This is a genomic window from Brevundimonas sp. SS2672 (assembly GCF_059579685.1).
In genome coordinates this window covers 2,043,679-2,056,961 of sequence record NZ_CM184201.1, presented here as the reverse complement: position 1 = coordinate 2,056,961, position 13,283 = coordinate 2,043,679, and the positions used below count along the sequence as shown (strand labels likewise).

At 68.4% G+C, this 13,283-nt stretch carries 12 protein-coding genes; 7 read left to right on the top strand and 5 right to left on the bottom strand.

The features are described 5' to 3' along the window. Position 1: 1 nt before the first annotated feature. Genes AC52GN_RS10280 through AC52GN_RS10270 form a run of 3 tightly spaced genes read right to left on the bottom strand, consistent with a single transcriptional unit; the run spans position 2 to position 2,802 of the window. Positions 2-1,174 carry an efflux RND transporter periplasmic adaptor subunit gene (locus tag AC52GN_RS10280; protein ID WP_496526984.1) on the bottom strand — a complete coding sequence of 391 codons (1,173 nt, stop codon included), beginning with the start codon at positions 1,172-1,174 and terminating at the stop codon, positions 2-4. After that, the gene (locus tag AC52GN_RS10275) at positions 1,174-2,427 is read right to left on the bottom strand and encodes a TolC family protein (protein ID WP_496526983.1); all 1,254 of its coding nucleotides are present in this window, start codon (positions 2,425-2,427) and stop codon (positions 1,174-1,176) included. Before AC52GN_RS10275 ends, AC52GN_RS10280 begins: the two co-directional genes overlap by 1 nt. A 54-nt stretch (positions 2,428-2,481) precedes the next feature. After that, on the bottom strand, positions 2,482-2,802 hold the full coding sequence (locus tag AC52GN_RS10270) for a hypothetical protein (RefSeq protein ID WP_496526982.1): 321 nt from the start codon (positions 2,800-2,802) through the stop codon (positions 2,482-2,484). Between the two features lie 208 nt (positions 2,803-3,010). On the opposite strand from AC52GN_RS10270, the gene AC52GN_RS10265 reads away from it, so the two are divergent. Continuing rightward, a complete protein-coding gene (locus tag AC52GN_RS10265; RefSeq protein ID WP_496526981.1) occupies positions 3,011-4,186 on the top strand; it encodes a M24 family metallopeptidase in 1,176 nt (391 codons plus the stop codon). Then, complete coding sequence (locus tag AC52GN_RS10260; RefSeq protein WP_496526980.1) at positions 4,183-5,436, top strand: NAD(P)/FAD-dependent oxidoreductase; 1,254 nt, start codon at positions 4,183-4,185, stop codon at positions 5,434-5,436. Before AC52GN_RS10265 ends, AC52GN_RS10260 begins: the two co-directional genes overlap by 4 nt. Here AC52GN_RS10260 and AC52GN_RS10255 read toward each other — a convergent pair. Next, a complete protein-coding gene (locus AC52GN_RS10255) occupies positions 5,433-6,986 on the bottom strand; it encodes a carboxylesterase/lipase family protein (RefSeq protein ID WP_496526979.1) in 1,554 nt (517 codons plus the stop codon). The genes AC52GN_RS10260 and AC52GN_RS10255 overlap by 4 nt on opposite strands. A 130-nt stretch (positions 6,987-7,116) precedes the next feature. Between AC52GN_RS10255 and AC52GN_RS10250 the strand changes: the two genes are divergently transcribed. Continuing rightward, positions 7,117-7,869, top strand: coding sequence for an SDR family NAD(P)-dependent oxidoreductase (locus tag AC52GN_RS10250; protein ID WP_312217663.1), 753 nt, complete (start codon positions 7,117-7,119; stop codon positions 7,867-7,869). A 26-nt stretch (positions 7,870-7,895) separates the two neighbouring features. On the opposite strand, the gene AC52GN_RS10245 is transcribed toward AC52GN_RS10250, so the two are convergent. After that, positions 7,896-8,795: a LysR family transcriptional regulator gene (locus tag AC52GN_RS10245; RefSeq protein ID WP_291776454.1), complete on the bottom strand. Its 900-nt coding sequence runs from the start codon at positions 8,793-8,795 to the stop codon at positions 7,896-7,898. 346 nt (positions 8,796-9,141) lie between these two features. Between AC52GN_RS10245 and AC52GN_RS10240 the strand changes: the two genes are divergently transcribed. Genes AC52GN_RS10240 through AC52GN_RS10225 form a run of 4 tightly spaced genes read left to right on the top strand, consistent with a single transcriptional unit; the run spans position 9,142 to position 13,278 of the window. Then, a complete protein-coding gene (locus tag AC52GN_RS10240; RefSeq protein ID WP_496526978.1) occupies positions 9,142-9,636 on the top strand; it encodes a hypothetical protein in 495 nt (164 codons plus the stop codon). 8 nt (positions 9,637-9,644) lie between these two features. After that, a complete protein-coding gene (locus AC52GN_RS10235; protein ID WP_496528802.1) occupies positions 9,645-10,307 on the top strand; it encodes an enolase C-terminal domain-like protein in 663 nt (220 codons plus the stop codon). 25 nt (positions 10,308-10,332) lie between these two features. Continuing rightward, a complete protein-coding gene (dctA, locus tag AC52GN_RS10230) occupies positions 10,333-11,595 on the top strand; it encodes a C4-dicarboxylate transporter DctA (RefSeq protein WP_496526977.1) in 1,263 nt (420 codons plus the stop codon). A gap of 33 nt (positions 11,596-11,628) precedes the next feature. Then, positions 11,629-13,278, top strand: coding sequence for a pectate lyase (locus AC52GN_RS10225; RefSeq protein ID WP_496526976.1), 1,650 nt, complete (start codon positions 11,629-11,631; stop codon positions 13,276-13,278). The last annotated feature ends 5 nt before the right edge of the window (positions 13,279-13,283 follow it).

The window sequence follows — 13,283 nt, the reverse complement described above, 5'->3', positions numbered from 1 at the left end:
CTTAGTGGCCGTGCTCGGCTTCGCCCTTGGCCAGCTCGGCCTTGAGCAGGAAGGCGTTGGCCGCCGCGACTTTTTCAGCTCCGGTGAGACCTCGCAGGATCTCGGTGGCGCCTCCGGCCTGACGACCGGCCAGCACCGGCCGGGCGCGGAAGCCTTCGCCGGTCTGGACGAAGACCACCGTGGCGCCGTCGACCGTCTGCACCGCCTCGGACGGCACGGTCAGGGCGCCGCCGGACTGGCCCTCGGTGACGACGGCGCCGGTGACGGGCGATCCGGCGGGCGGCAGGCGACCGCCCTCGGGCCGTGCGCGGATCACGGTCGCGCCGCTGTCCTGCAATCCGGCGTCGGCGGCGACGCCCGTGACCAGGGCGTCGAACTCGCCCTGCGGGCCGGTGACGCGCACGTGCGAGCCGAGGCGGACCTGAGCCGCCAGCTGCGGCGGGGCGTTGAAGACCAGCTCCACCCGCGCCGGATTGGTCACTTCGGCCACCACCGCGCCCTGAGCGACGAAGCCGCCGGGACCGACCTGAACATTGGTGACGACGCCGGAGATGGGGCTGACCACGCTCATCCGGCCCGAAGCGTTGGGCGAGCCCGCCGCCGCCGCTCGCGCCCGCGCGGCGCGGGCCATGGCGTCTGCGCTGGCGGCCTGAGCCTGTGAGGCCTCGACCTCCTGACGGGCGACGACGCCCTGATCGGCCAGGTTGCGGTTGCGTTGATGCGCCTGACGCGCGGCGGTGGCGGCGGCCGAGGCTGCGTCGATCTCGGCGCGCAGCGCCGCGCCGTCGCCGCTGATCAGGCTGACCAGCGGCTGGCCCGCGCGAACCGTCTGACCCCGCGCGACCAGCACCCGCTCGACCGTGCCGCCGACCACTGCGCCGACAGCGGCGCGCGCGTCCACCATGGCCTCGACCCGACCGGACAGGCGCGTTTCGCCGCCCCCGCCGCGTGTGACGGCGACGACAGAAATGCCCGCCGCCTGAAGTTGTTCGGCGGTCAGTTCGACCACGCCCTCGGGCGCTTCTGCGGCTTCGCCTTCCGCCTCGGTCTTCTCGGCGGCAGGCGCGGGCGGATCAGACCGTGTGAACGTGAGGGCCAGCGCCCCGCCGCCCAGCAGGACGACGGCGGCGACGCCCGCGATCAGGACTTTCTTGTTCGATGACAGGGTGGACATCAGCGGCTTCCTTCAAAGGGGGCGCGGCCTTCCAGGCGCGCCAGGTCGATCTCGGCGCGGACGCGCGCCATGCGGGCGTCGACGGCGGCGGATCGGGCGTTGATCAGGGCGGCGCGTCCGGTGCGCAGCTCCAGTTGCGAGATGCGTCCCGCCTCGGCGCCGATGCGCGACAGGCGATAGGCCTCCTCGGCCGAGGTCACGCCCGCATCGGCGGCCGAGACCCGGCTGGCCGAAGACGCCAGGCGCGCTCCGGCGGCGGCCCGGTCGGCCCCGGCGTCCTGGCGCGCCTGCATCACCCGCGCCTCGGCGGCCCGGTGCTCGGCGCGCGCGGCGTCGATGCTCCCCCGGTTCCGGTCGAACAGCGGCAGGGGCAGGCTGACGCCGAAGGTGAGGGCCGTCTGGTCTTCGGCGCCGAAACGGGTCACGCCGACGCTGGCGGTGACGTCAGGACGTCCGTTGATGCGCTCGACGTCGATGCGGCGTTCGGCCGCCGCAGCCTCGGCCTTGGCTGTTCGCACCGTCGGCGCGTCGCGATCGGACCGGGCCGAGGGCGTCGTCGGCGCGTCCAGCAGCTCGGCCGCGATCGAGGTGGCGGGCGTCGGCAGCATGGCGACGGCGCTGAGGCGGGCGAAGGCGGCGTCGCGCTCGGCCTTGGCCTCATCCAGGCTGGCGCGGGCGGCGGCGGCCTCGCTCTCGGCCTGAATGCCGCGCAGCAGGGGCTCGCGCCCTTCCTCGACCAGAGCCAGGGCCGCACGGGCGTCGGCCACGGCCAGGGTCAAGGCTTCCTCGGCGAGTGTCGCCCGACGCTGGGCCGCTTCGGCCTCGGCGTAGATCAGCGCCAGTCGCCCGGCGGCGTCGATCACGGCCATGTCGCGGCGCAGGGCGGCGGCGCCCGCCTCGGCGCGGGCGGCGTTCACCCGTGCGGGACGACGGCCCCAAAGCTCCAGATCCTGGCTGAACGACAGGCTGAGGTCGCCGTTGTCGAAACCGGAATAGGGGCCGGAGCCGGCGACGTTCTCAAGGTCGACGGACAGGTTGGGATTGGGGCGGACGCGGGCCTGACGGACGCGCGCTTCGGCGGCGTCGCTCAGAGCCTCGGCTTCGACGGCGACGGGGGTCTGGTCCAGTCGGGCGAGCAGTTCGCCATAGGAGGGCGCGGGATCAGCCCACGCCGGGGCGACGCCGAAAACGGCGGCCACGGCGAGCGCGCAGCCGGCCGCCAGACGCGGCCGACGACGATGTGTCGGGGACATGGTTCATTTCCAGAGATGATCAGAAGAAGGGCGCGCGAAGGCGCAGGCTTCCGATCAGCCTCTGGGGGGCCGCATCAGTCCGTCGGCGACAAAGGACACGGCGCCGTCGTCACGCAGGAGATAGCGGCTGGCGACGGCTGCGGGCTTGGCGATCTGCATATCGCCGCAAGCCTGGGGTTCGCCGGGATGGTGGCAGTGGCCGTGTATGTCTCCGCCCACGTCGCCAGGGACGTGCTCGGCGTCGTCCTGGGCGTGGTCTTCGGTCAGGATCTGATACGCGACGAGGGAGTCTGGGGCGCAGGCCGCCGCGTCGGCTGCAGGCGCGATCACCAGGGCGGCGATGATCAGCGTCAGCGCCGCAAACAGGTTCGCCAATGTCATCACCGACCGAGGCATGGCCGTCTAGGTAGGAGGCGGTCCGATCCAAGGCAATCTGTTATAAGGTTCACGGGATAAGGCGACTTTACGACGGTCTCCGCGGCGCTGGCGCGGGGGAGGACCCGGCGTTTCAAGGCGCAGCCTTGCCGTCTGGCCTCGGCCATGAAAGAAGTCGCCGTATCATATATATTATACGATAAATCCCATGACGTTCCTTCCTCCCGCCGCCGCCCCCATCACCGCAGATGAACGCAGCGCGCGCATCCAGGCTCTGGCGGCGCGTCTGAAGGCCGAAGGTCTGTCCGCCCTGCTGGTGGGGCCGACGACGTCCCTGCGCTACTATACGGGGCTGGACTGGCATCCGTCAGAGCGGCTGACGGGAGCCCTGATCCACGCCGACGGGCGGGTGGAATACATCTGCCCTCGCTTCGAGCTGGACAAGGTGGCGGGTCTGACGGCGGCGCCGAATGCGATCACCGGCGACATCCTGACCTGGGAAGAGGAGGAGAGCCCCTATATCCTGGCGGCGGGGCGTCTGGCCGATGGCGGCGTCCTGGCGGTCGACGACCAAGCGGCGGCCTTCATCTGGCTGGGCCTGAGCCGGGCGTTGGGGGCGGATCGCGTGACGGACGGCGGCCCGCTGATCCTGGCCCAGCGCAGCCTCAAGTCACTCGCCGAGATCGCGCTTCTGACCCGCGCCAAGGCCATCACCCTGGAGGTCCAGCGCCGCACCCGCCGCTGGTTGAAGGTCGGCGTGCGCACGTCCGAGGTCATGGCCTTCATCGACGCCGAGCACCGCGCCCTGGGCGGGGAAGGGGGCTCGTGGTTCTGCCTGGTCTCCTTCGGCGACGACACCTGTCTGCCCCACGGAGGCGAGGGCGACCGCGCCCTGCAGACAGACGACGTGGTGCTGATCGACACCGGCACTCTGGTCGACGGCTATCACTCCGACATCACCCGCACCTATGTCTTCGGAGAACCGACCGAGGACTTCCGCCGCGTCTGGACGCACGAGAAGGAAGCCCAGGCCCGCGCCTTCGCAGCGGCTCGCCTCGGCGCGCCGTGCCACAGCGTCGATGACGCCGCGCGCGACTATCTGACCGGCCTCGGCTATGGCCCGGACTACCGCCTCCCGGGCCTGCCGCACCGCACCGGACACGGCATCGGACTGGACATCCATGAGGCGCCCAATCTGGTGCGCGGGGACATCACGCCGCTGGCCCCCGGCATGTGTTTCTCCAACGAGCCGATGCTGGTCATTCCGGGCCGGTTCGGCGTGCGCCTGGAAGACCATTTCTACATGACCGAGAGCGGACCGGTCTGGTTCACCGAGCCTTCGCACAGCCTGGACGATCCGTTCGGCGAGGGCGCCTCTGCATGAGGACGCCCCGGCGCTGGGCGATCGTCGGCGGCGGCCTGATCGGGACGGCGACGGCCCTCAGGCTTCAGGCGGCGGGTCTTGAGACGACGCTGATCGACCGGGGCGACGCCCGGCGTGGCGCCTCCTTCGGCAACATCGGCCATATCGCGGCCGAGCAGTGCGAGCCCATGCCCTCGCCCGCGACGCTGAAAAGCGCCTTCGGGCGGTTGTTCGCCTTTGGCGGGCCGCTGGACTTCCGCGCACGGGACGTCGCCCTGTGGGGGCCGTGGGCGTTGCGCTTTCTGGCGGCCTCGCGCCCGGTTGCGGCCGCGCATGGGGCCGAGGTTCTGGCGCGGCTGCTGGACGATCCTCTGGGCGCGTGGGGGCGACTGGCGGCGCTGGCCGAGGCGCCCGGCGACCTGATCCGCCCCACGGGCCACGCCGTCGTGTGGTCCACGCCCGAGGCGGCGCGGAAAGGTCTGGAGGCCTGGCGCGGGGCGCGCACGGGGAACGCCGGCTTTCGGCCCATGGAGGGCGAAGAACTGGCCGCCTACGACGCGGTGCTGAAGGCGCGTCCCGCAGGCGGCGTCCGCTTTACCGGCACGGGGCAGGTCAGCGAGCCCCAGCGCGTGCGCGACGCCCTGTCGGCTGCGTTCACAAGACAGGGCGGGACTGTAATTCAGGCCGACGTGCGCCGACTGCGGCCCGTGGCTGACGGCGTCGACATCATTCTGGAGGACGGCGCGGTCGTCGACGCCGAGCGGGTGGTCGTGGCGGCGGGCGCCTGGTCGGCCGAGCTTCTGGCGCCGCTGGGCCTGACGGTTCCGCTGATCGGAGAGCGCGGCTATTCGGTCCAGTCCGCCCGGCATGAATGGCCGGAGGACCTGCCGCTGACGGTGTTCGAGGACCGGGCCCTGGTGGTGGCGCGTTTCAGCGGCGGCCTGCGCGCGTCCAGCCACGTCGAGTTCGGCGCGCCCTCCGCGCCGCCCGACCCGCGCAAATGGCGACGGATCGAGGCCCAGTTGCAGGCGCTCGGCGTCGTCTTCGCGGAAACGCCGGATCGCTGGTGCGGGCCGCGCCCGACCCTTGCGGACTATCTTCCGGCGATCGGCAGGCTGCAGGCGCACCCGGCGATCCATTACGCCTTCGGCCATCAGCACCTGGGCCTGACGCTGGCCGCCTTCACGGCGGAGACGATGGAAGGGCTCGCCCTGGGGCGGCCGGCGCCGGCGTGGCTGGACGCGCTGAGGATCGAGCGCTTCGCGCGCTAGGTCCCCGGCTGGATGTAGGGGATGGCCGAGAAGAATTCGCGCTCGTCTCCGCGCGGATCGTCGGCCTGACGCGACACGACATCGAACAGCATGGTCTGCCGCCTCGGCAGGTCGTAGCGCTCCCAGCGCGTCAGGCCGGCGTGGTTCGGATCTCCATCCCGCGCCAGGGCGATGAAGGCGTCGCTCATCGTATCCGCCACCGTCTGAGCGCCGGGTTCCGAGGCGCCCACGGCCACATTGTCGAACACCAGCGGAATGTCGGCGGTATGGAAGGCGCCCTTGCGCCCCGAAGCCATCGCGCCGGCGAAATCCAGTTGATAGACCCAGGCGGGGGCGCCGGCCTTCGCCCGCTCCTCGGCCTCGATCACAGCTCCGCGCCAGGACCGGCCGGCCGTGGTCGCGGCGATCAGGACCTGATCGGGCGACCAGTCGGGATGCATCCGGCGATAGCCGGCGATCACGGCCTCGGGCGTGATGTCGATCCGCATGACGGCGGGCGTGATGCGATCGACCAGAATGTCCCAGGTCAGGCCGACGTTGGCCGGATCGTCGCCCATGAAACCCAGGGTCTCTTCGCGGGTGTTGCCGATGATCATCGGAATGGTCAGGCCCTGCGGGGCAGCGTCCGGATAGAAGGGATGGCGCGGCAGGTGGCGGAAATCCAGCACAGGGCCGAAGTAGACGCCGCCGAAGCCCAGGACGGGATCCGTCTGCGTCTGCGCCTCGAGCAGTCGCTCGACCGGCAGAGTCGCGGCCTCTCGCGCCCGGTCAGGCGTCAGGCCCAACGCCTTCAGCCAGGCCTCGGCGCGTGCGGTGGCGTTGAGCGGGCCGGATGCGGTGACCTGCTGGCCGCTCATGGTGGCGGCGCGGTGGAACAGGCCTCGGGCCGCCGGCATGGCCATCAGGGTGGCGATCTTGGCGCCGCCGCCCGACTGTCCGAACAGCATGACGCGGTCGGGGTCGCCGCCGAAAGCCGCGATGTTGTCACGAACCCAACGCAGGGCCAGGATCAGATCCAACTGGCCGACGTTGCCTGAATCCTCGAACCCGTCGGCCAGACGCGCCAGGTAGGCGTAGCCTAGGGCGTTCAGCCGATGGTTCAACGTGACGACCACGACGTCGCCGCGCGTGGCCAGGCGCGTTCCGTCGTAGAGCGCCGCCGATCCCGAGCCGCTCGAATAGCCGCCGCCGTGGATATAGACCATCACGGGGCGTCGTCCGGCGTCGACGCCGGGCGTCCACACGTTCAGGAACAGGCAGTCCTCGCTCTGGTTCGGCTCCCGCCCTCGCTGAGGGCTGGCGGCGCCGAAATCGCGAGCCGGCGCCGGATCGCGCCACGGCGTCGGCGGCTGAGGGGCCTGGAACCGGCGCGTCGGGGCGCCATAACGGATGCCCTTGAAGACGTTTACGCCGCTGTGGCGCAGGCCCGTGACGGGTCCGGTGGTCGTATGCACGCGCGGGTCGCCCCGATCGGGCGCCATAGCCAGGCCAGACGTTGGAAACCCGGCAAGCGTCAGGGTTGAGAGGCAGGCCGCTCTTCGTGTGATCATCGTCGCTTCCCCCTAGGAAACCGGTATCATCACCCTATCAGGATAAACTTGACCAGCTCCAGAGTTGCGAAGAGACAAGGCGGCTCATCCATTCGCAGAGCTGGCTGCGAACTATCGAGGAGGCCGAAAGGTGAAGACCAACCGTGTGGCGATCGTGACGGGCGCCGCAGGCGGCATCGGCGAAGGCATCGCCGAGCGGCTCGCCAGGGACGGGTGCGCGGTTGCGCTTATCGATGTCGACGGCGACCGGTGCGCGGAAGCCGCCGCCCGGCTCGGCGCGTTCGGTCAGACGATGGCCGCCCAGGCCGACGTGAGCGATCCGCAAGCGGTGGCGAACGCCGTTGATCGCGTGGTCGAGCAATTCGGCGCGCCCACGATCCTGGTCAACAACGCGGGGTTCGCGCGCGACAAGCCCTTCGACCAGATGAGCCTGGAAGAGTGGGATCTCGTTCAGGGCGTGCATCTGCGCGGCTCCTTCCTGATGTCGCGCGCGGTCGTGCCCTATATGAAGGCGCAGCGCTGGGGACGGATCATCAACATCTCCAGCATCTCGGCGTCCGGCCATCCGGAACGCGCGAACTATTGCGCCGCCAAGGCGGGCGTGGAGGGCTTCGTGCGGTCTCTGGCCGTGGAGCTGGGGCCGCTGGGGATCACGGCCAATGCGGTGGCCCCCGGTCTGGTCGTGACCGCGATGACCCACGCCACCGCAGCCAGGCGCAAGCTTTCCCTGGAAGACCATCTGGCGGACACGGTGAGCCGCATTCCGGTGAAGCGCCCCGGCACGCCTGGAGACATCGCCCATGCCGTGGCCTATTTCGCCAGCGAGGAGGCTGGCTTCGTCACAGGTCAGGTGCTGACGGTGTCCGGAGGGGTGATCGTCTGACGTTTCTTTTGGCGTGAAGGCGCCTCTCAGGCGGTCGGCCCGATCTTGGACCATAGCGCTTCTGCGGAACGATCCATCGGCGAGGCGGGACGGATGACGACGACATCCAGCGGCACGCTCCAGCTTTCGTCGCCGCAACTCACCAGCCGTCCGGCAGCGATGTCCTCGTTCACCAGGGTGCGGGGAAGCCAGGCGATGCCGCGCTGCTCCCGGGCGAGCGAGCTCAGCGTCGCCGCCAGATGCGACGTTACCACGGTCTTGAGCGGGGTCACCCGACGATGGCGCATCACGGTTGTGTCCAGGATGCGCCGCAGGCCCGATTCCGAACTGTAGGCCAGATAGGGCGTCGGCTCCATGTCCTCCTCAAGTCGCCACAGCGGCGCGCCATCGTCGTCGGGCGCGCAATAGGGCTCCAGGCGATCCGCGCCTACGATCTTGGTGAGAAAGCGCGGCGCGGCGAACCGACCGCGGTCGTTATGATGCTGATGGCAGAGCAGGAACTGAGCGTCGCCTTGCATCATCAGGGCTTCGCAGCCGCGCAGGCTGTCGGACGCTAGGCTCAGAGGGCCCAGGGGAGAGTCGCGCTCCAGCTCTCTCATCCAGTTCGGCAGGAAGGTGAAGGACAAGGCGTGGGTGGCGGCGAACAGAAGCGTCGAGCCTTCGTCTCTGGACAGTCGCCGAATGTCGCGTGCGGTCTGACGCATCCGGCGAACGATATCCTCGGCCGTGGGATGCAGCACCCGTCCCGCCGGCGTGAGCGTCGTTCCGCCGCCGCCGCGCTCGAATAACGGCGCGCCCAGTCGATCCTCTAGGCTGCGAATCCGTCGGCTGAATGCAGGCTGGGTGATGTGTCGAGCCTCGGCGGCGCGAGAGAAGTTGCCCAACTCGGCCAGGGCGAGGAAATCTTCCAGCCAGACGATGTCCATGGGCCTTTCTCCTCGGTTCGCGATGTGATCCTCCTATAGGAGGTTGGTCGCAGCTGCTATGCAATATCGGCATGGGTCGGCGATGAAACAGCATTGGCGGCGCGGGCGGTCAGAGACTTAGGTGAAGGGGAGGGAGCGAGGGCGTCATCTAGCAAACGTCGTCGCACCTTGCCGCCAGATCTCCTTAATGCGGCTCTTTGTCGGGCACCTGCCGACTCGCCCGAACGCGAAGGCCCTGTGGGGCCTTCGCGTTTTCTTCACCCGCGCCTTTCGGCTTCATGCTGGTAAGGCATGATCAAAGGGGGCGAGCGATGGGTCGGCTCCGACGTTCTTTGCCGGAAGATTCATGCGCATCATCGACATCCGCGAGAAGACCGCCTCGATCGCCTCGCCCATCGCCAACGCCTATATCGATTTCTCCAAGATGACCTGCTCCGTTGTCGCCGTGGTCACCGACGTGATCCGCGACGGCAAGCCGGTGGTCGGTTTCGGCTTCAATTCCAACGGACGATACGGCCAGGGCGCGCTGATGCGCGAGCGGTTCATACCACGTGTGCTTGAAGCCGATCCTGACGCCCTGATCGACCGCGAACACGACAATCTGGATCCCTTCGCCATCTGGAAGACGCTGATGACGAACGAAAAGCCGGGGGGCATGGCGAGCGTTCGGTGGCCGTCGGCACGCTGGACATGGCGGTGTGGGATGCCGTGGCCAAGATCGCCGGCGTGCCGCTCTATCGGCTGCTGGCGGACCGCTATCGCGGGGGCGTGGCGGACGAGAAGGTCTGGGTCTATGCGGCCGGGGGCTACTACTATCCGGGCAAGGACCACGCCCAACTGAAGGCCGAGATGCAAGGTTACGTCGATCGTGGCTATCGCGTCGTGAAGATGAAGATCGGCGGCGCGTCTCTGGATGAGGATCGGCGCCGGATCGAGTCGGTGCTGGAGGTCGTGGGGGCGGGCGATCGGCTGGCGGTTGACGCCAACGGACGGTTCGATGTTGAGACCGCCATCGCCTATGCCGAAGCGCTGAAGCCTTACGGCCTGTTCTGGTACGAAGAGGCTGGGGATCCGCTGGATTATGCTCTCCAGGCCGAACTGGCCGACCACTACGATCTGCCCATGGCGACAGGCGAGAATCTGTTCTCGCACCAGGACGCCCGCAACCTGCTGCGTTATGGCGGAATGCGGCCGGACCGTGATTTTCTGCAGTTCGACTGCGCCTTGTCCTACGGTCTGGTGGAGTACACGCGGACGCTGGACGTGCTGGCCGAACAAGGCTGGTCTTCGCGAAGGATCGTGCCGCATGGGGGACATCAGATGTCGCTGAACATTGCGGCTGGCCTGCATCTGGGCGGCAATGAATCCTATCCCGACGTGTTCCAGCCTTTCGGCGGCTTCGCCGACGGCGTGGCGGTCCAGGACGGCTATGTCGGCCTGCCTGACGTGCCTGGCGTCGGCTTCGAAGCCAAGGCGGCGCTCTACGCCGTCATGCGCGACCTGGTCGACTGAGCGTGGGGCGGCCCGGCATCCGACCTTGGCGCTGGTTGCGCCCCTGTATATGCAGGTGCTCGTGGGCATGGCGTTGGGCATTGCGCTCGGCGTCATGGCCCCCGACATCGGCGCCGCCATGAAGCCGCTCGCGGACGGCTTCATCAAGCTGATCCGCATGATGCTGGCGCCGGTGATCTTCGGTACCGTGGCCTTGGGCATCGCCCGCATGGGCAGCCTGAAGGAGGTCGGGCGCATTGGCGCCCGCGCCCTGATCTATTTCGAGGTGGTCTCGACCGTGGCGCTGGTGGTCGGCCTGGTTGTCGTCAACCTGGTCAAGCCGGGCGCGGGCATGAACATCGACGTGGCGGCGCTCGACGCGGCTTCGATCGAAACCTACGCCAACGTCGCCAAGTCCGAGAGCGTCACGGGCTTCCTGCTGAACATCATTCCCAACGCCTTCCTGAGCGCCTTCGTCGACGGGCATATGCTGCAGGTGATCCTGCTGGCGCTTCTGGTCGGCATGGCGCTGACCCAGATGGGCGCCAGGGCTGAACCGCTGCTGGACGGTTTCGACCGCGCCATGGAGGTGCTGTTCCGCATCGTCGCGATGATCATGCGTCTGGCGCCGCTCGGGGCGGCGGCGGGCATCGCCTTCACGGTGGGAGCCTATGGCCTGGACAGTCTGTGGTCGCTGGGCCGATTGATCCTAGCCCTTTATCTGACGACGTTCGTTTTCGTGGTGGTGGTTCTGGGCGGCGTCCTGTGGTGGGTCGGCCTGCCTCTACACCGTTTCCTGCTGTATTTCCGCGACGAGATTCTGGTCACCTTTGCGACCTGTTCGACCGAGGCGGTATTGCCGCGGATGATGCAGAAGCTGGAGGCCCTGGGCTGCGAGAAGTCCGTCGTCGGCATGGTGCTTCCCGCCGGTTACACCTTCAACGCCGACGGCACGGCGATCTACCTGACCATGGGCGCGATCTTCGTCGCTCAGGCCACCAACACGACGCTCAGCCTGACGGATCAACTGCTGATCCTCGGCGTGCTGCTGCTGACGTCCAAGGGGTCGGCTGGCGTGGCGGGCGCGGGATTCATCACCCTGGCGGCGACCTTGTCGGTGGTGGGGCATGTGCCGGTCGTGGGGCTGGTCCTGCTGCTCGGCGTCGACCGGTTCCTGAATGAAGCCCGGGCGGTGACCAATCTGATCGGCAACGCGGTGGCCACGGTGGCCGTGGCCAAATGGGATGGGACGCTGGACCTGGTGCAGGCGCGGTCGATGGTGGCCGTTCCTGCGATTTCACAGGACTGACGAGTCTATACCTGAAGAGCGAGGGAGACGACGATGGGGGATGCGAACACGGCTTTGTCGCGACGGGGCGTTCTGGCGGCGGGAGCAGCCAGCCTGGCCCTGGGCCTCGGCCCCCGAGTCGTGCAGGCTGGACAGGGCGAAGGGCCGGCGGTGGATCGCGCCGCAATCCTGGCGACGATGAAGCGGGCGACACGGTTCATGACCGATACGGTGGCGGTCGGCGACGGCTATGTCTGGTCCTATACGCCCGACTTCTCGCGACGCTGGGGCGAACTGGAAGCCTATCCCAGCATGATCTGGGTCCAGCCGCCGGGCACAGCGACGATGGGGCACCTGTTCCTCGACGCCTATCACGCGACAGGAGACGAGGATTACTACGTCGCCGCGACGCGCGTCGCCGACGCCCTTGCGCGGGGGCAGCACCCCTCAGGCGGCTGGCACTATATGATCGACACGGCCGGCGAGGAGTCCCTGAACCGCTGGTATGACACCATCGGCAAGAACGCCTGGCGACTGGAGGAATTCCAGCATCATCATCCGAACGCCACCTTCGATGATGTGACGACCGCAGACGCCGCCATCTTCATGCTGCGCGTTTATTGGGAGAAGAAGGACGCCCGCTATCGGGCGCCGCTGGACAAGGCGATCGCCTTTGTCCTCGACAGCCAGTATCCGATCGGCGGCTGGCCGCAGCGTTATCCGCGGGCGCCGAACGCCGGTCTGCATGGAATGCCCGACTATACCGGTTACATCACCTTCAATGACGATGTGTCGGCCGAGAATATCAAATTCCTGACCTTCTGCCGCCAGACGTTGGGCGGCCCGCGCCTGGATGATGCGATCCGGCGGGCGATGGATTGCTTCATCGCCACCCAGCAGCCGGCGCCCCAGCCCGGCTGGGCCATGCAGTATACGGTTGATGATCTACAGCCCGCAGCCGCCCGGACCTATGAGCCGCGCGCCCTGGCCACCCATGCGACGGCGGGTAACCTCGATCAGATGATGGATTTCTATGTCCTGACCGGCGACCGCAAATACCTGGCGAGGATTCCCGAAGCCATCGATTGGCTAGAGAAGATCGCCCTGCCGCCCGAGCGCCGACGCGACGGGCGCAGTCACACCACCTATGTCGAGATCGGCAGCAACGACCCCCTGTTCATCCACCGACGCGGATCGAACGTCGTCAACGGGCGGTATTATGTGACCAAGAAGGCCGACGACATCGTGGCGCACACGGGCGGGTTCCGCTCCATCGATACGGAGGGCCTGCGCGCTCGCTATGAGGAACTGGCGTCGCGTCCGCCTCAGGAGGTCAGCCGGGGCTCGGCCCTGCTGGCGCGTCCGGGGACCGTGCCCCTGCCGAAATACTATACGACCAGGAACTTTCGCGTATCCGACCTGAACAGCGGCGGTCTGGGGACGCACGCCGAGGCGACGGGAGCCGAACGGGTCGCGCAACTGGTCGGCGGTCTGAACGCCGAAGGCTACTGGTCCTCGCCCCTGGCCTCCATCAGCAATCCGTATGTCGCGGATCTCGACGGACGCCGTGGCGCCGGGCGAGTTCCGCATCACCCGCGTCGGCGACGCCTCCGACACCTCGCCCTATTTTACGGACTTCCCTCAGGAGGGGATTTCGACCGGCGTCTATATTCGCCACATGGGCGAACTGATCTCAGCGCTTGAGTAGG

Excerpts from the sequence above, each read along its gene's own strand:
- AC52GN_RS10280 (WP_496526984.1), bottom strand. The coding sequence starts at position 1,174 with ATGTCCACCCTGTCATCGAACAAGAAAGTCCTGATCGCGGGCGTCGCC.
- AC52GN_RS10275 (WP_496526983.1), bottom strand. The coding sequence starts at position 2,427 with ATGTCCCCGACACATCGTCGTCGGCCGCGTCTGGCGGCCGGCTGCGCG.
- AC52GN_RS10265 (WP_496526981.1), top strand. The coding sequence starts at position 3,011 with ATGACGTTCCTTCCTCCCGCCGCCGCCCCCATCACCGCAGATGAACGC.
- AC52GN_RS10260 (WP_496526980.1), top strand. The coding sequence starts at position 4,183 with ATGAGGACGCCCCGGCGCTGGGCGATCGTCGGCGGCGGCCTGATCGGG.
- AC52GN_RS10255 (WP_496526979.1), bottom strand. The coding sequence starts at position 6,986 with ATGATCACACGAAGAGCGGCCTGCCTCTCAACCCTGACGCTTGCCGGG.
- AC52GN_RS10245 (WP_291776454.1), bottom strand. The coding sequence starts at position 8,795 with ATGGACATCGTCTGGCTGGAAGATTTCCTCGCCCTGGCCGAGTTGGGC.
- AC52GN_RS10240 (WP_496526978.1), top strand. The coding sequence starts at position 9,142 with ATGCGCATCATCGACATCCGCGAGAAGACCGCCTCGATCGCCTCGCCC.
- AC52GN_RS10235 (WP_496528802.1), top strand. The coding sequence starts at position 9,645 with ATGCAAGGTTACGTCGATCGTGGCTATCGCGTCGTGAAGATGAAGATC.
- AC52GN_RS10225 (WP_496526976.1), top strand. The coding sequence starts at position 11,629 with ATGGGGGATGCGAACACGGCTTTGTCGCGACGGGGCGTTCTGGCGGCG.